Source organism: Microbacterium sp. GW823-FHT02G05 (assembly GCF_058797175.1).
This window is the reverse complement of the sequence record NZ_JBXAJK010000001.1, coordinates 1,992,923-2,007,289: the sequence shown is the minus strand read 5'-3', so window position 1 is coordinate 2,007,289 and position 14,367 is coordinate 1,992,923. Positions and strand designations below refer to the sequence as shown.

Below are 14,367 nucleotides of genomic sequence, written 5' to 3'. Positions count from 1 at the left end.
TCCCCGACGCCTTCAGAGCTCCGCCGTGGCTAGATGCTGCGGCGGAGCTTGACCGTTAACGAGTCCACGAGCACCGCGATGCGGTCATCCGCCGACCAGCGGGTCGCGAGACGCTGCAGCACGGCATCCAGCTGCTCCCGCTCCAGTCCATCCACGAGCTCCAGCACCACGATCAGTTCTGGGCCGTGCATACGGGCATCCGGATCTCCGGGCACCACCGCGACGTCGATGACCCACATCTCGGTGGCCACACTCTCCTGGAGCGCGGCGAACACGGCGGGCGAGACCGGGCTCGGCTCCCACGGCTGCTCCTGCGCGACCGCCCAGACGGCGGGGCGACGCACGACGAACTCCGTCGCGGATCCTGGGTCGAGCACGATGAGGTCGGTCTGCTCCGCGGACGCCGCCAGCGCCGCGCGGCGCGCCTCGACCGGAATCGGACGCGCGAGAGCATCCCACGCGGACATCGACTCCACAGACGAGAACACGGGCTGCACGCGACGCCCGTCGGGCGCAGACACCGTGACGATCGAGAGCTCCTGCGTCTTGTCGACCTTCAAGCCGGTCGGGCCAACACCCTCATCGCCCTTCTCCGCGAGCAGCGGGATGAGTACCCGCGCTGAACGGAACGCATCGACGACCTCGGTCTCGCTCGCCTCCCCCGCGCGAAAACGGATCAGCGCATCGAGCAGTGCAGGGTCGGCGGAGCCGTCGTCATCGGCCCTCGTGTTCTCCTCGAAGCGGCGTCCCTCCCAGGGCACGCCCGCGGAGTCGCCGGTGTTGAGACTGTGATGGTCGTGGTGACTGGTCATGGCGGAGTCAGTCTCCGGCGACGTCCAGTGCTTCCGCGAGCGTGAAGGCCCCCGCGTACAGCGCCTTACCGACAATCGCGCCCTCGACGCCGAGCGGGACGAGCTCACGCAGTGCGGCGATGTCATCGAGGTTCGCGATGCCGCCGGAAGCGACGACGGGCTTCGGGGTGCGACCCACGATCTCGCGCAGAAGCTCGAGGTTCGGGCCACGCAGCGTGCCGTCCTTGGTGACGTCGGTGACGACGTATCGACTGCACCCCGCATCCTCGAGCCGGTCGAGGACGGTCCAGAGGTCACCGGCATCCTTCGTCCAGCCGCGCGCGGCGAGCGTGGTCCCACGCACGTCCAGACCGACGGCGATGGCCTCGCCATAGCGTGCGATGACATCTGCTGCCCACTCGGGGTTCTCCAGCGCCGCCGTGCCGAGGTTGATGCGCACCGCGCCACTGTCCAGCGCCGCCTCCAAAGATGCGTCGTCGCGGATGCCACCGGACAGCTCGACGTTCACCCCACGGAACTGCTTGATGACCTTGCGGATGATGGCGGTGTTGCTGCCACGGCCGAACGCCGCGTCCAGGTCGACGAGGTGGATCCACTCGGCGCCCTGCTCCGCCCACTCTGCGGCGGCATCCATCGGATCTCCGTAGCTCGTCTCGGAGCCCGCCTCGCCCTGCGTGAGGCGAACGGCCTTGCCGCCGGCCACATCGACAGCCGGAAGCAGAGTGAGGGCCGGGGTTGACGCGAAGTCGTTCATGTCGTCCTTTGATCAGAAAGCGCCCGGCGCGGTCATCACGCGCTGGTGCGGAAGTCGGGGTGGCGCGCCGAGAGGCACGAGAACCGAGAGTAGCCCGCTATCGCGTGGGCTTCAAAACGATGACACAAGGGCACAGCGTACGCCCGCATCGCGAGCGAAAAAAGGCCCCTGTGCGTCAGAGTGAGCCGATCCAGTTGCGGAGCAGCTGAATGCCGGCATCCCCCGACTTCTCCGGGTGGAACTGCGTCGCCGAGAGAGGCCCGTTCTCGACGGCCGCGAGGAACGGCGAACCGTACGTCGTCCAGGTCAGTGCGGGGCCGGGGAACGGCGGGATGACGTCGAGCTCCCAGTGCTGGGCGGCATACGAGTGCACGAAGTAGAAACGCTCGTTCTCGATGCCGCGGAAGAGCACGCTGCCCTCCCCTGGCTCGACGGTGTTCCAACCGATGTGCGGCAGTACCGGCGCATCGAGCTCGGTCACCGTACCCGGCCATTCACCGAGACCCTCGACGTTCACGCCGCGCTCGACGCCGTGTTCGAAAAGGATCTGCATGCCGACGCAGATTCCGAGCACCTTGCGTCCGCCCGCCAGGCGTCGGCCGATGATCTCCTCGCCACGATGCTCCGCAAGGGCCTCACGCACGGACGCGAACGCACCGACCCCCGGAACGAGCAGTCCGTCGGCCTCCATCGCCGCCGTGCGATCGTTCGAGAGCTCCGCATCCGCACCCGCCGCGATCAGAGCTTTGACCGCCGAGTGGACGTTGCCGGAGCCGTAGTCGTAGACGACGACCTTGGGACGCTCGCTCACAGCGCGCCCTTGGTGGAGGGGATTCCCTGCACCAGTGGGTCGATCGACTTCGCCTGACGGAATGCGCGCGCGAACGCCTTGAACTCGGCTTCGGCGATGTGGTGCGGATCGCGCCCGCCGATCACGCGCACGTGCACCGTGAGACCGGCATTGAGCGTGATCGCCTCGAAGACGTGGCGCACGAGCGATCCGGTGAAGTGACCGCCGATCAGGTGGAACTCAAAGCCAGCGGGCTCACCTTCGTGCACGAGGAAGGGGCGACCCGAGATGTCGACGACGGCCTGAGCGAGCGCCTCGTCCAGCGGCACGAGGGCGTCGCCGTAGCGAGAGATGCCTGCCTTGTCGCCAAGCGCATCGCGAATCGCCTGGCCGAGCACGATGGAGATGTCTTCCACCGTGTGGTGAGCATCGATGTGGGTGTCGCCCGTCGCGCGAACCGTGAGGTCGGTCAGCGAGTGCTTCGCGAAGGCGGTGAGCATGTGGTCGAAGAAGGGAACCGTCGTGTGGATGTCGCTGACGCCGGTGCCGTCGAGGTTGAGCTCGAGCTCCACGGTCGACTCGGAGGTGGAACGGGTGCGGCGGGCGGTACGAGCGGTCATGCTGCTGATCCTATCGAGGCGAGAGCGTCCAGGAATGCGGTGGTCTCGGCCTCGGTCCCGGCCGTGACACGGAGGTGTCCGGGGATGCCCACATCGCGGATCAGAACGCCGCGATCGTAGAGCGCCCGCCAGGTTGCTGCGGGATCGGTCACGCCCCCGAAGAGAACGAAGTTCGACCAGGACTCGTGTGGCGTGTAGCCCAGCGCTTCGAGTGTGGCGGAGATGCGATCACGCTGCTCGACGATCTCGTCGACCATCGACAGCATCGTCGGCGCGTTCCGCAGTGCGGCCACCGCGGCCGCCTGCGTCAGGGCGCTGAGGTGATACGGCAGACGGACGAGGCGCAACGCGTCGATGAAGGCCGGGTCGGCCGCGAGGTACCCGACCCGCGCACCCGCGAAGGCGAAGGCCTTGCTCATCGTCCGGGAGATCGCGAGGCGCGGGCGCCCAGGGAGCAGTGTCAGTGCGGAAGGTGATTCCCTCGGAGCGAACTCCTGGTAGGCCTCATCGACGATCACGATGCCGCGGGCCGCCTCGTACACGGCTTCGACGACGTCGAGACCGAGGGGCGTGCCCGTCGGATTGTTCGGCGCGCAGAGGATGATGACGTCGGCATCTGCCGCTCGCACCTGCGCCGCGGCATCTTCTGCGGTGAGCGAGTAGTCCGAGTCCCTGACGCCGGAGATCCAGCGCGCGCCGGTTCCCTGCGTGAGGAGCGGATACATGGAGTACGTCGGCCCGAATCCGAAGGCCGTGCGCCCCGGGCCCGCGAACGCCTGAAGAATGTGCTGCAGAACCTCGTTCGAGCCGTTGCCCGCCCAAATGTTCTCTGCCTGCAGGTTGTGTCCGAGGTACGTGGCGAATCCTTCACGGAGCGTGGTGAACTCACGATCCGGATAGCGATTCACGTCGCGCAGAGCGACGGCGATGTCGTCGAGGATGTCACTCGCCACCGCCTCAGGCACCGGATGCGTGTTCTCGTTGACGTTGAGCGCCACAGGCAGTGGCGCCTGCGGAGCGCCGTAGGGGCGCAGACCGCGAAGGTCGTCGCGAAGAGGGAGATCATCGAGTGAAACGGTCACCCTGCCATCGTAGGCCGCGCCCATGGGCCGCTTCGCACTGTGTCAGCCCACGGATGCTGGCACTTTCTACTTCGTGTACGCAGCGGGCAGTGCGAGCTCTTGCCCGACGGAGAGCGCGCCGCTCTGCAGAAGGTTCAGTCGGCGGATCTCATCGATCACGTCGCGAGGATCAGCCTCTGGCGCGATCGTCGTCGCGATCGACCACAGCGTGTCACCGGGAACCACCGTGACCGTCTCGAAGGACACCCCACCGCTCGCCTCCGCAGAGGCCGTCGCACTGCCGCCGCTCAGAGCGGCTGCGGCGATCCCGATCGCGATCGGAAGCGCGATGAGAGCGGCCAGCACCCGACGACCTCGCGCCGTGATGCGCAGACGCGTCTGGACGGGCGTTGCCGGGGTGAGGGTCATGGTGGTCATGTCGCCTGCTCCTTAGAAGAGGTGTGACGCAGTGTTCGCATTCGGCTCTCGGCCGAGAGAGCCGAATGCGAACCTACGTTCCGAAGATATCTTCGATTTCGAACGTGTGTCAAGGTTTGTTCGAGAAAACTCTTCGAAACCAGCTCGACACGCTCGAACAGATATTCCGTTTTCGTCCGAACATCGGCTACGGTTTCGATGAACACAGCCCACCACGGGCCTCAGACATTCGGCCCGCGAGGTCATTTCCCCGGCGGAATCAGGGATCCGATCCCACGACGCGACAATCACGACGAAGGAGCACCCATGAGCGACACCGCATCGTCCGACGCAGAGGTCGCACGTACTCGGCGCCGCAAGAACCTCAGCGCCAAGCAGCTGGCGATCCTCGAGGTGATCCAGACATCGATCGCGGTGAACGGCTATCCGCCGAGCATGCGCGAGATCGGCGACGCTGTGGGCCTCAAGTCGCTCTCGAGCGTGACGCACCAGCTCGGACAGCTCGAGCTGAGTGGATACCTGCGCCGCGACCCGGGCAAGACCCGTGCGATGGAGGTTCTCATCGACCTCCCCGGCACGGCCGGAGAGAACCCGGCTGACACCGCGCCATCCGTGGGCGATGCGGCGCTCGTCCCCCTCGTCGGCCAGATCGCCGCAGGCGTGCCGATCACGGCTGATCAGCACGTCGAAGAAATCTTCCCGCTTCCCCGTCAGCTCGTGGGCAAGGGAGACCTCTTCATGCTCAAGGTGTCCGGCGAGTCGATGATCGACGCGGCGATCTGTGACGGCGACTGGGTCGTCGTGCGCGCACAGCACACGGCGGAGAACGGTGAGATCGTGGCCGCGATGCTCGATGGCGAAGCCACCGTCAAGACATTCCGCCGCAGAGACGGTCACACCTGGCTGCTCCCCCGCAACTCCGCATTCGAACCGATCCTCGGCGACGAAGCGACCATCCTCGGCAAGATCGTCGCGGTCCTGCGCGCCGTCTGAGATCTGCGTGGGGTGTTGCGAGCACCCCACGCCGGCCTCGATGATGCGGCGACCACCGGGGCCGCTCCAAGGCCCGATCGCGAGCCCCGGAATGCGGAGCCCGCGTAGGCTCGAAGAATGCTTGACCGTTCCGCTCTGTCGTACACCGCTCCGTACGGTGCCTGGGATTCGCCGTTCACCGCAGCAGATCTCGCAGTCGCCGGCTCCCGCATCGACGGGGCGCGCTTCGTCGGGGATGACATCTGGTGGGGCGAGTCGGTCCCGGCCGAGCGTGGGCGGGTGACGATCCGTCGCGGCGAGGCATCCGGAACCGTCGACCTGCTCCCTGCACCCTGGAGCGCTCGGTCCAAGGTGCACGAGTACGGCGGCGGCGCGTGGACGGCGGATGCGACGGGCACGCTGTTCTTCGTCGAGGCAGCCGATCAACGCGTGTATCGACTCTCCCCGGGCGGCACGCCGGAGCCGCTGACCCCCGCCGGCCCACGCCACGGTGGGCTACGCGTGCAGTCGGGCCGACTGTTGGCGGTGCGTGAGGACCTCACGGTGCAGCCACATCTGCGCGCGCTCGTCGAGATTCCCACCGACGGGCGTGCTGGCGCGGATGCCTCGGAGATCCGCGTGCTCGTGGAGGGAACCGCATTCTGGGCGCACCCGACGCTCTCGCCCGACGGCACACGCGTCGCGTTCGTCGAATGGTCGGGGCGGCAGATGCCCTGGGACAGCGCGCATCTGCGCGTGCAGGAGATCGATGGCGACGCTGTCTCCCAGACCCCGACGCGTGCGGCCCTGCAGCCCGAGTGGCTCTCCGACACCTCTCTGCTCTATGCAGATGATCCCACCGACCGCTGGAACCTCCAGCACCTCGAGCTCGACGGCCTCGCGGTGACGGCCGGGCCCACCCCCGTCTCTCCCGCAGACGCGGATACTGGCGGTGGTCTCTGGGTTCTCGGACAGCGGTGGTACCAGCCACTGGACGACGGCAGCATCGTCGCGCTGCGCACGAACGGCACTGATGAGGTCGTGGTGATCACGCCCGACGGCGCGACCCGCACGCTCACCGTGCCGATGAATGCCGGACTCAGCGTGGAGGATGCGTCGGGCACACGCGTCCTCATCACCGGCGCCGGCCCGTCGAGCGCGGCTGGTCTCTGGCTCGTGGACACCGCGGATGGGCGGGTCACCTCGGTGCGTGGCGGTGGAACGTTCGATCCGGCGTGGGTGCCGGTCGCGCGTCCTCTCACGATCGACGGGACCCACGGCCCTGTGCACGCCTTCGACTACCCGCCCACGAATCCTCTGGCGACGGCGCCCGAGGGTGAGCGCCCTCCCTATGTCGTGCTCGTGCACGGTGGTCCGACGGCGCATGTCGCCGGTGCAGCCTCCCCCGCGATCGCCTACCTCACCAGTCGCGGCATCGGCGTTCTGGACGTGAACTACGGGGGCTCGACCGGCTACGGCCGCGCCTATCGCGAACGCCTCAATGGACAGTGGGGCGTCGTCGACGTCGATGACGTGCTCGCCGCGGCCGCCGGGCTTGCCGCATCCGGCGCAGCTGATCCCGCGCGTCTCGCGATCCGTGGCGGATCCGCGGGCGGTTGGACTGTGCTGTCAGCGCTCGTGCGCGGTGGCGTCTTCGGCGCGGGCGTCAGCCGATACGGCGTCGCAGACCTGCGCGCGCTGGTTGCCGAGTCCCATGACTTCGAGGCGCACTACATCGACGCGCTTGTGGGCCCGCTGCCCGAGGCCGAGGCCGTCTACATCGAACGCTCGCCGCTCACCCACGCGGAGCGCATCGATGTGCCCGTTCTGCTGCTGCAGGGCGAGGATGACGCGGTGGTTCCCCCGTCACAGTCGGAGGCGATCCGTGACGCGCTGGCTGCGCGTGGCATCCCCCATGAGTACCTGCTGTTCCCGGGCGAAGGACACGGCTTCCGCCAGGCGGAGACGATCATCACCGTCGCTGAGGCGGAGCTTCGTTTCCTCGGCGAGGCCTTCGGGTTCGCCCCGAAGATCTGACGGTCGAGGGCTACTCGCCCATCCGGTTGCGCAGACGCATGGCGCGCTCTGCTTCCCGGTTGTCCTGCCGTTCGCGCAGCGTCTGACGCTTGTCGTACTCCTTCTTGCCCTTGGCAAGTGCGATCTCGACCTTGGCGCGCCCGTCGGAGAAGTACAGGCGCAGCGGCACGAGCGTGTACCCGCCGGCGGAGACCGCGTGCGACAGCTTCGCAATCTCTTCCCGGTGCAGCAGGAGCTTGCGGATGCGCTTGGCCGAGTGGTTCGTCCAGTGCCCCTGGGAGTATTCCGGGATGTGCACGGCGTCGAGGAAGGCCTCGTTGCCCTTGATGAAGGCGTAGCCGTCGCTGAGGTTCGCGCGCCCCTGGCGCAGCGACTTCACCTCAGTGCCGGTCAGCACGAGCCCCGCTTCGTACGACTTCTCGATGTTGTAGTCGTGACGTGCGCGACGATTGGTCGCGATGACCTTCTCCCCGCGTTCCCTGGGCATAGTGCTCTCCTCTGCAGCCATGCGGGCGCACGGCAGCCTGTCAGTCTAACAACACCGCGGTCGCCGCCGGCAACTGCGGTGCGGATGCTACGCGCGCAACCAGCGGCGGATCGCGAAACCGGCGGACAGCGCAGCCAGCACGACTCCGATACCCACGATGATCGGCACGACGAGCAGCGCGTCCTGCATCGTGACCCACGTCGTGATGAATGTGACTCGACCGCGCAGGTACTCCTGCACCCCGAAGTGCACTCCCAGCAGCACGGCGGTGCTCGCGAGCAGCGACCCGATGACCGCCGCGAACACGCCTTCCAGCACGAACGGCGTCTGGATGAATCGGTTCGACGCACCGACGAGTCGCATGATGCCGATCTCCTTGCGGCGCGCGTAGGCCGAGAGCCGGATGGTGGTGGCGATCAGCAGCACGGCGGCGATCAGCATGAGTCCGGCGATGCCGACGGCGATGTAGGTCGCGATCGTCAGTGCAGAGAAGAGCGGATCGAGGTACTCGAGCTGGTCCTTGACCTCTTCAACGCCCTTCACCCCCTGAAACGCCTCCACAATGACCGTCGACTGGGTCTGATCCTTGAGGTTGACCCAGAACACCTCATTCATCTGCTCGGGCGTGATGACGCTCGCGTAGTCGTCGCCGACGAGGTCGACGGTCTTCTGGTACGCCTCGTCGCGGTCCTCGAAGCGCACATCCGCGATGAGCGGTGCAAGCGTGTCACTGGCGAGTTCCGACTCGACGAAAGCAAGCTGCTCCTCATTGGCGACGCCGTCGACGCAGGTCTCGGTCTGTGAGACCTCGGAGCACATGTAGACCGCGATCTGTGCGCGGCCTTCCCAGTACTCGCGCATCGCACCGATCTGCGACTGCATGAGGATCGCGGCGCCGACGAAGGTCAGCGAGATGAAGGTCACCAGGACAACGGAGATGACCATGGAGGCGTTGCGGCGAAGACCGGTCAGCGCCTCGGAGAGGATGAGACCGAGCCTCATGAGGTGGGTCCCACTTCCTCGTCGTCGTTGGATTCGAGTCCGAGTCGACCTGCGACGCCGATCTCGGCGATGTCGACGTCGGGTAGCGCGATGGGCTGCTGTGCCCCCGTCGCGGTGATGTCTGCGGCGGGCTCCGCAGACTCGGATGCCTCTGCTTGCACACTGTCTTCGGCGGCAGGCGCCACCGGTGCGGGCGCTGCCGCATCGGATGTCTCGATCGCGGCCGCGATCACGGCGGCTGCGGCGAGACTGTCGCCCGAGATCGCCGCGGCGGTCTCGCGCTGGACCTCGAGAACCGCGGTGAGTGCGGCAGAGGCGGCCGCACCGCGAATCGCCTCCGGCGTGAGGATCGGGACGTGCGAGGTGTCGCCGTATCCGCCGCCGACCTCGTCACGCACCATCTCACCGTTACGCAGCTCGATCACGCGCCGCTGCATCTGGTCGACGAACGCCGCCTCGTGCGTGGCCATGAGCACGGTCGTGCCACCGGCGTTGATCCGCGCCAGCAGCTGCATGATGTCTGTCGAGGTCGCCGGGTCCAGGTTTCCGGTGGGCTCGTCGGCGAGGAGAACCTGCGGGCGATTCACGATCGCTCGCGCGATCGCGACGCGCTGCTGCTCACCGCCGGAGAGCTCGTGCGGAAGACGCTTCTCCTTGCCTTCGAGACCGACGAGTGCGAGCGCCTCCGGCACGGCCTGCTGGATGAATCCGCGAGAGGCGCCGATGACCTGCAGCGAGAACGCCACGTTCTGGAAGACCGTCTTCGACGGCAGCAGCCGGAAGTCCTGGAACACCGAGCCGATGTTGCGCCGGAAGTACGGCACCTTGCGGTTCGCGAGCGTGCGAAGGTCACGGCCGAGCACGGCCACACGGCCGCTCGTCGGGATCTCTTCACGGAGGATCAGCCGCAGACACGAGGACTTCCCCGATCCCGACGTGCCGACGAGGAAGACGAAGTCTCCTCGCTGCACCTCGAAATCGACGCCCGAGAGGGCGGGACGCTTCGTGCCGCGATAGCGCTTGGTGACGTTTTCGAACCGAATCATGGCGTCTTGAGCCTAAGCGGCAGGCACCCGCCTGCGGCGAGCGACACTCCCCTGGGCAGCATCCGCTGCCGTGTGGATCAGTCCTCGTCTTTGCGCTTGCGCCAGCGGATGCCCGCGGAGATGAATCCGTCGAGGTCGCCGTCGAAGACGTTGGCCGGGTTGCCCGATTCGAAACCGGTGCGCAGGTCTTTCACCAGCTGCTGGCCGTAGAGGAAGTAGGAGCGCATCTGATCGCCCCAGCTCGCGGTGATGTTGCCGGCGAGCTGCTTCTTCTTCGCTGCCTCTTCCTCCTTCTGCAGGAGCAGCAGGCGCGTCTGCAGCACGCGCATCGCGGCGGCGCGGTTCTGGATCTGCGACTTCTCGTTCTGCATCGACACGACGATGCCCGTCGGAAGGTGCGTGAGGCGCACGGCCGAGTCAGTCGTGTTGACCGACTGCCCGCCCGGACCGGACGAGCGGAAGACATCGACGCGGATGTCGTTCTCGGGGATCTCGACCTCGGTCGCCTCTTCCATGAGAGGGATCACCTCGACGGCCGCGAAGGATGTCTGGCGCTTGTCAGCCGATCCGAAGGGGCTGATGCGCGCGAGACGGTGTGTGCCCGCTTCGACCGAGAGCGTGCCGAAAGCATAGGGCGCGTCGACCTCGAAAGTGGCGGACTTGATTCCTGCACCCTCGGCGTAGGACGTGTCCATGACCTTGACGGAGTAGCCGTGCTGCTCGGCCCACCGCAGGTACATGCGCATGAGCATCTCGGCGAAGTCGGTGGCGTCGTCGCCGCCGGCACCCGAGCGGATGGTGATGATGGCGGAACGCTCGTCGTACTCGCCGTCGAGCAGCGTCTGCACCTCAAGCTGGTTGATGACGGACGTCAACGCGTCGAGCTCGGCGCGCGCCTCGGCCGCGGAGTCTTCGTCTTCCATCTCATTGGCGAGTTCGATGAGCACCTCGAGGTCATCGAGACGCTGGCCGACCTCGAGGACGCGCTTCAGCTCGGCCTGCCGATGGCTGAGGGCGCTGGTGACCTTCTGCGCGCTTTCGGGGTCGTCCCAGAGGTCGGGAGCACCGGCCTCTTCACTGAGACGGGCGATATCGGCACGGAGCTTCTCGACGTCGACGACCTCGGCGATATCGCTGTAGGTCTGACGGAGGTCCGCGATCTGGGCGGAGAGATCAAGTTCGAGCATGACCTGCCCAGACTATCGCGCCCGAGCCGTGGACTCACCATCCCGCGCGATACCGTGGGGCAATGCGTACGCGAGCGTCGACGGTTCTCTGGCAGTACGGGCCCATGGTCTATCTCCCGACCGTGCTGTTCTCGCTGGGCGAGGGCGCCGTGCTGCCGCTCATCCCGGTCATCGCCGCGAACATGGGCGCGGATCTCGCGACGGCGGCGCTCGTGGCATCCGCTCTCGTCGTCGGCCAGCTCTGCGGCAACCTGCCGGCAGGCTGGGCGGTGGCCCGTCTCGGTGAGCGCTACACGATGGTCATCGCGGGCATCATCGCGCTCCTGGGCGCCGTGGCGTGCGCGCTGGCTCCGTCGCTTCCGCTCTTCACGCTCGCGGTGTTCGTCATCGGCATTTCGGCGTCGGCGTTCGGGCTCGCCCGCCACGCGTTCATGACGACACGGGTGCCGCTGGAGTTCCGCGCGCGAGCACTGTCGCTGCTGGGCGGATCGTTCCGCCTCGGCATGTTCGTCGGACCGTTCGTGTCGGCTGTGCTGCTGTCGGCGTTCCAGACAGAGTTCTCGACGCTGTGGTTCTTCGGCGCGTGCCTGGTCGTGCTGATCCTGCTGGTTCTGTTCGGGCCGGATCCGGAAGAGCAGGCGGCGCTTGCGAACGGGCCCGAGCTCGTGGAGGACTCGGGTGAGGCGGTCACGGGTTCCATCCCGTCGCAGGCCCGACGCGGCGTCTTCAGCACGATGTGGCAGAGCCGCGGGGTGCTCTCCCGACTCGGACTCGCCGCTGCTGCACTGTCGGCCGTCCGTTCGGCGCGGCAGGTGGCGCTGCCGATCTGGGGCGTCTCGATCGGATTGGATGCCTCGACGATCGCGCTCGTCATGGGTGTGACCGGCGCGATCGACTTCGCGCTCTTCTACGCGAGCGGGCAGGTCATGGACCGGTTCGGCAGGCTCTGGGCAGCGTTGCCGGCGACAATCCTGATGGGGAGCGGATTCATCGCACTCTCGTTCACGCACGACGGCGACATGGCGGTGCTGTGGTTCGGGCTCTTCGCGGCGGTGCTGGGAGTCGGCAACGGGCTCTCCAGCGGCATCCTGCTGACGCTCGGAGCGGATGTCGCACCGCAGGATGCCCCGGCCGCTTTTCTCGGGTCGTGGCGGACGCTGACGGATGTCGGAGGGGCGACCGCTCCCCTGCTGTTCTCGGCCATCGCCGCCGCGTCGTCGATCATGGTCGCGACGGGAGCGATGGGCGTGATCGGACTGCTGGGCGCGGCCGGATTCCTCCGGTGGATCCCGCGCTTCGCGCCGCGCCCTCCGGGGCGCGACTAGTCGGCGAACTCTGCCTGCGCTGCCGCGAGCTCGTCGCTGATGGCCTGTCGCAACTCGTCGTGCTGCGGGCCGAGGGCGTGCGCGGGGTCTGACCAGTTGGCACCGTCGTACAGCCATACCGGGTAGCGGCGGCGCACCTCGTCTTCCCAATCGAACCGCGGCCAGACGTGCGCGTGCACGAAGGCGTCTTTGTTGCCGAGGATGTCGATGTTGATGCGTGTGAATCCCTCACCCACCCGACGGCAGGCTCGTTCGACGGCGGTCGCGAGGAGGTCGGTGTCGGCGAGGAACTGCACACGCTCGGGGCGCGGAAGCTCGGCGAGCACTGTCGGCCCGGGCGTGCGCGAGAGCAGCACGCTGTATCCAGGAAGGAACTGCGTGTCGCCGATGACGGCGAAGCCTGCCTTTGTCTCGCCGAGCACGGTGGGGTTCTCGCCGCGGAGAGCTGCACCAATGCGGTCGTCGCGCCAGTCGATTGTCATGCGTGAAGCCTAGGGCTGAGCTCGCCGTTGCTCCTGAAGATGACGTGCACGCTCAGCGCAGCGCGGTGCGACTCGTGGCGGTGGAGATGAGTTCGACTCCGCCTGGAATGAACGGACTGAGCACGGGCGGGTTCCACACCGCCCGCACACTGACCCGGGCGGAGACGCCGTCCGGCGTCGTCGCGGCGAGAACCTCGGCGTCCCTGTCGATCACCGCAACGATCGCGAGGGCCTGCTCGCGCACCCCACCATCGGTCAGCTCCGCGCGCGCACCGTCGGCGCCGACCGAGAGCACGAACCCGTCGGCACCGGCGAGCGCCGCAGAATCCGCCAGGGAATCCAGCCGCTTCTGCGCGATGTACAGATCAGTGGCGCAGACGCACACCAGGGTGACCGCGATCGCCAGGAGCAGATACCCGAGGATGAGCGGCAGTGTGCTGCCCTCCTCCTCACGCAACAGCGCGAGTGCGCGTCTCATCGGTCCCTCCAGGTTCGCGAGACGCGTTGCACGGCGGAGGCTTCGATCGGGATGCTCGTGACCCGGTCAAGCCCGAAGATCGGCGGGACGAAGGGCATCTGCACGCGCGTACTGACCTGGATGGCGATCGTCGTCCCGGCAGAGGGGCATGTGACGCCTACAGGGATGCAGCGCAGATCCACAGTGACGTCGACTGCGGCCATGTCGTACTCGGCCAGCGTCGCCGCCATGGCCTGCTCTGCCCGGACTTCGGCGTCTGCGGGTCCGGCTGCGGCGCTGATCGCCCGGGCCGTGTGGCGGGCGGCCGCTTCGGCACCGAGCATCTGGTGTTGCACGGTTCCGAGGGCGATCACGAGATAGATGAAGGGCACCAGGAGGATCACGCCGACCGTGATGAACTCCAGCGCCGCAGAACCGGTCTCGTCGCGCCAGAGGTGGCGATGCTCAGTCGTCGAAGGATTCGAGCGGCGCACGGCCGTTCACCTCCAGCCCCTGCGGAGCTCCCAGCAGCCCGAACACGGGCAGCATGGCGCGCACGCGGATCTCGATCGTGGGCGCTCCGAGCGCCCGTGAGCTCGACACGGTCACGTCCTCGGCGTATGCCGCCCCCACCGCTCGGGTGATCGCCTCCTGTGTCCGGGCGATGCCCTCGGCGGGCGTGGAGTCGGCGAGGGCCGCGTAGTGCGCGCCCTCAACTGCCGCGTCGTGCAGCACGTTTCGCACGTACACCGCCACGGCGATCTGCAGCACGGCGAGCGTCAGAGCAGTGAGCAGGGTGCCGACGAGAACGAACTCGACCGGACTCGAGCCCGCGTCGTCGCGCAGCATCCGCCGCGCCCGCCACCCGCGTCGCATCCGCTCACTCTGCGTCATCGG

Annotated in this window: 17 protein-coding genes; 3 read left to right on the top strand and 14 right to left on the bottom strand. The window is 67.4% G+C overall.

What is annotated here, in order from left to right:
* Positions 1 to 29: 29 nt before the first annotated feature.
* From AC1REM_RS09790 to AC1REM_RS09765, 6 genes are all read right to left on the bottom strand, one after another.
* On the bottom strand, positions 30 to 812 hold the full coding sequence (locus tag AC1REM_RS09790; RefSeq protein ID WP_492514441.1) for an SseB family protein: 783 nt from the start codon (positions 810 to 812) through the stop codon (positions 30 to 32).
* 7 nt (positions 813 to 819) lie between these two features.
* Positions 820 to 1,566 (bottom strand): bifunctional 1-(5-phosphoribosyl)-5-((5-phosphoribosylamino)methylideneamino)imidazole-4-carboxamide isomerase/phosphoribosylanthranilate isomerase PriA, encoded by a 747-nt coding sequence (gene priA / locus AC1REM_RS09785; RefSeq protein WP_204939639.1) that lies wholly within the window; start codon positions 1,564 to 1,566, stop codon positions 820 to 822.
* 175 nt (positions 1,567 to 1,741) lie between these two features.
* Positions 1,742 to 2,377, bottom strand: a complete 636-nt coding sequence (gene hisH, locus AC1REM_RS09780) for an imidazole glycerol phosphate synthase subunit HisH (RefSeq protein ID WP_492514440.1) — start codon at positions 2,375 to 2,377, stop codon at positions 1,742 to 1,744.
* The gene (hisB, locus tag AC1REM_RS09775; RefSeq protein WP_204939637.1) at positions 2,374 to 2,976 is read right to left on the bottom strand and encodes an imidazoleglycerol-phosphate dehydratase HisB; all 603 of its coding nucleotides are present in this window, start codon (positions 2,974 to 2,976) and stop codon (positions 2,374 to 2,376) included. The genes hisH and hisB overlap by 4 nt, the downstream gene beginning before the upstream one ends.
* Complete coding sequence (locus tag AC1REM_RS09770) at positions 2,973 to 4,058, bottom strand: histidinol-phosphate transaminase (RefSeq protein ID WP_492514439.1); 1,086 nt, start codon at positions 4,056 to 4,058, stop codon at positions 2,973 to 2,975. The genes hisB and AC1REM_RS09770 overlap by 4 nt, the downstream gene beginning before the upstream one ends.
* Before the next feature lie 66 nt (positions 4,059 to 4,124).
* On the bottom strand, positions 4,125 to 4,475 hold the full coding sequence (locus AC1REM_RS09765; protein WP_454128028.1) for a LysM peptidoglycan-binding domain-containing protein: 351 nt from the start codon (positions 4,473 to 4,475) through the stop codon (positions 4,125 to 4,127).
* A 306-nt stretch (positions 4,476 to 4,781) separates the two neighbouring features.
* On the opposite strand from AC1REM_RS09765, the gene lexA reads away from it, so the two are divergent.
* Both lexA and AC1REM_RS09755 read left to right on the top strand, forming a co-directional pair.
* Positions 4,782 to 5,468 carry a transcriptional repressor LexA gene (lexA, locus tag AC1REM_RS09760; RefSeq protein ID WP_204939634.1) on the top strand — a complete coding sequence of 229 codons (687 nt, stop codon included), beginning with the start codon at positions 4,782 to 4,784 and terminating at the stop codon, positions 5,466 to 5,468.
* Positions 5,469 to 5,585: 117 nt separating this feature from the next.
* The gene (locus AC1REM_RS09755) at positions 5,586 to 7,484 is read left to right on the top strand and encodes a S9 family peptidase (protein WP_492514438.1); all 1,899 of its coding nucleotides are present in this window, start codon (positions 5,586 to 5,588) and stop codon (positions 7,482 to 7,484) included.
* Between the two features lie 10 nt (positions 7,485 to 7,494).
* Here the strand turns inward: AC1REM_RS09755 and smpB are convergent, their stop codons facing one another.
* The 4 genes from smpB to prfB all read right to left on the bottom strand — a co-directional run bounded on the left by smpB (position 7,495) and on the right by prfB (position 11,206).
* The gene (gene smpB / locus AC1REM_RS09750; protein ID WP_204939632.1) at positions 7,495 to 7,971 is read right to left on the bottom strand and encodes an SsrA-binding protein SmpB; all 477 of its coding nucleotides are present in this window, start codon (positions 7,969 to 7,971) and stop codon (positions 7,495 to 7,497) included.
* Between the two features lie 87 nt (positions 7,972 to 8,058).
* The gene (ftsX, locus tag AC1REM_RS09745) at positions 8,059 to 8,973 is read right to left on the bottom strand and encodes a permease-like cell division protein FtsX (RefSeq protein WP_204939631.1); all 915 of its coding nucleotides are present in this window, start codon (positions 8,971 to 8,973) and stop codon (positions 8,059 to 8,061) included.
* Positions 8,970 to 10,019 (bottom strand): cell division ATP-binding protein FtsE, encoded by a 1,050-nt coding sequence (ftsE, locus tag AC1REM_RS09740; RefSeq protein WP_492514437.1) that lies wholly within the window; start codon positions 10,017 to 10,019, stop codon positions 8,970 to 8,972. Before ftsE ends, ftsX begins: the two co-directional genes overlap by 4 nt.
* 77 nt (positions 10,020 to 10,096) lie before the next feature.
* On the bottom strand, positions 10,097 to 11,206 hold the full coding sequence (gene prfB, locus AC1REM_RS09735) for a peptide chain release factor 2 (protein ID WP_204939629.1): 1,110 nt from the start codon (positions 11,204 to 11,206) through the stop codon (positions 10,097 to 10,099).
* A 62-nt stretch (positions 11,207 to 11,268) separates the two neighbouring features.
* On the opposite strand from prfB, the gene AC1REM_RS09730 reads away from it, so the two are divergent.
* On the top strand, positions 11,269 to 12,531 hold the full coding sequence (locus AC1REM_RS09730) for an MFS transporter (RefSeq protein ID WP_492514436.1): 1,263 nt from the start codon (positions 11,269 to 11,271) through the stop codon (positions 12,529 to 12,531).
* On the opposite strand, the gene AC1REM_RS09725 is transcribed toward AC1REM_RS09730, so the two are convergent.
* Genes AC1REM_RS09725 through AC1REM_RS09710 form a run of 4 tightly spaced genes read right to left on the bottom strand, consistent with a single transcriptional unit; the run spans position 12,528 to position 14,364 of the window.
* Positions 12,528 to 13,013, bottom strand: a complete 486-nt coding sequence (locus AC1REM_RS09725) for an HIT family protein (protein ID WP_492514435.1) — start codon at positions 13,011 to 13,013, stop codon at positions 12,528 to 12,530. The genes AC1REM_RS09730 and AC1REM_RS09725 overlap by 4 nt on opposite strands.
* A gap of 52 nt (positions 13,014 to 13,065) precedes the next feature.
* Entirely contained in the window at positions 13,066 to 13,491 is a 426-nt protein-coding gene (locus AC1REM_RS09720; RefSeq protein ID WP_492514434.1) for a pilus assembly protein TadG-related protein, read from the bottom strand.
* Positions 13,488 to 13,964 (bottom strand): TadE/TadG family type IV pilus assembly protein, encoded by a 477-nt coding sequence (locus AC1REM_RS09715; RefSeq protein WP_492514433.1) that lies wholly within the window; start codon positions 13,962 to 13,964, stop codon positions 13,488 to 13,490. The genes AC1REM_RS09720 and AC1REM_RS09715 overlap by 4 nt, the downstream gene beginning before the upstream one ends.
* The gene (locus AC1REM_RS09710; protein ID WP_492514432.1) at positions 13,936 to 14,364 is read right to left on the bottom strand and encodes a TadE/TadG family type IV pilus assembly protein; all 429 of its coding nucleotides are present in this window, start codon (positions 14,362 to 14,364) and stop codon (positions 13,936 to 13,938) included. Before AC1REM_RS09710 ends, AC1REM_RS09715 begins: the two co-directional genes overlap by 29 nt.
* Positions 14,365 to 14,367: the final 3 nt, after the last annotated feature.

Coding starts and splice junctions, on each gene's coding strand:
- AC1REM_RS09790 (WP_492514441.1), bottom strand. CDS start 812: ATGACCAGTCACCACGACCATCACAGTCTCAACACCGGCGACTCCGCG.
- priA (WP_204939639.1), bottom strand. CDS start 1,566: ATGAACGACTTCGCGTCAACCCCGGCCCTCACTCTGCTTCCGGCTGTC.
- hisB (WP_204939637.1), bottom strand. CDS start 2,976: ATGACCGCTCGTACCGCCCGCCGCACCCGTTCCACCTCCGAGTCGACC.
- AC1REM_RS09765 (WP_454128028.1), bottom strand. CDS start 4,475: ATGACCACCATGACCCTCACCCCGGCAACGCCCGTCCAGACGCGTCTG.
- lexA (WP_204939634.1), top strand. CDS start 4,782: ATGAGCGACACCGCATCGTCCGACGCAGAGGTCGCACGTACTCGGCGC.
- AC1REM_RS09755 (WP_492514438.1), top strand. CDS start 5,586: ATGCTTGACCGTTCCGCTCTGTCGTACACCGCTCCGTACGGTGCCTGG.
- smpB (WP_204939632.1), bottom strand. CDS start 7,971: ATGCCCAGGGAACGCGGGGAGAAGGTCATCGCGACCAATCGTCGCGCA.
- ftsX (WP_204939631.1), bottom strand. CDS start 8,973: ATGAGGCTCGGTCTCATCCTCTCCGAGGCGCTGACCGGTCTTCGCCGC.
- ftsE (WP_492514437.1), bottom strand. CDS start 10,019: ATGATTCGGTTCGAAAACGTCACCAAGCGCTATCGCGGCACGAAGCGT.
- prfB (WP_204939629.1), bottom strand. CDS start 11,206: ATGCTCGAACTTGATCTCTCCGCCCAGATCGCGGACCTCCGTCAGACC.
- AC1REM_RS09730 (WP_492514436.1), top strand. CDS start 11,269: ATGCGTACGCGAGCGTCGACGGTTCTCTGGCAGTACGGGCCCATGGTC.
- AC1REM_RS09725 (WP_492514435.1), bottom strand. CDS start 13,013: ATGACAATCGACTGGCGCGACGACCGCATTGGTGCAGCTCTCCGCGGC.
- AC1REM_RS09720 (WP_492514434.1), bottom strand. CDS start 13,491: ATGAGACGCGCACTCGCGCTGTTGCGTGAGGAGGAGGGCAGCACACTG.
- AC1REM_RS09710 (WP_492514432.1), bottom strand. CDS start 14,364: ATGACGCAGAGTGAGCGGATGCGACGCGGGTGGCGGGCGCGGCGGATG.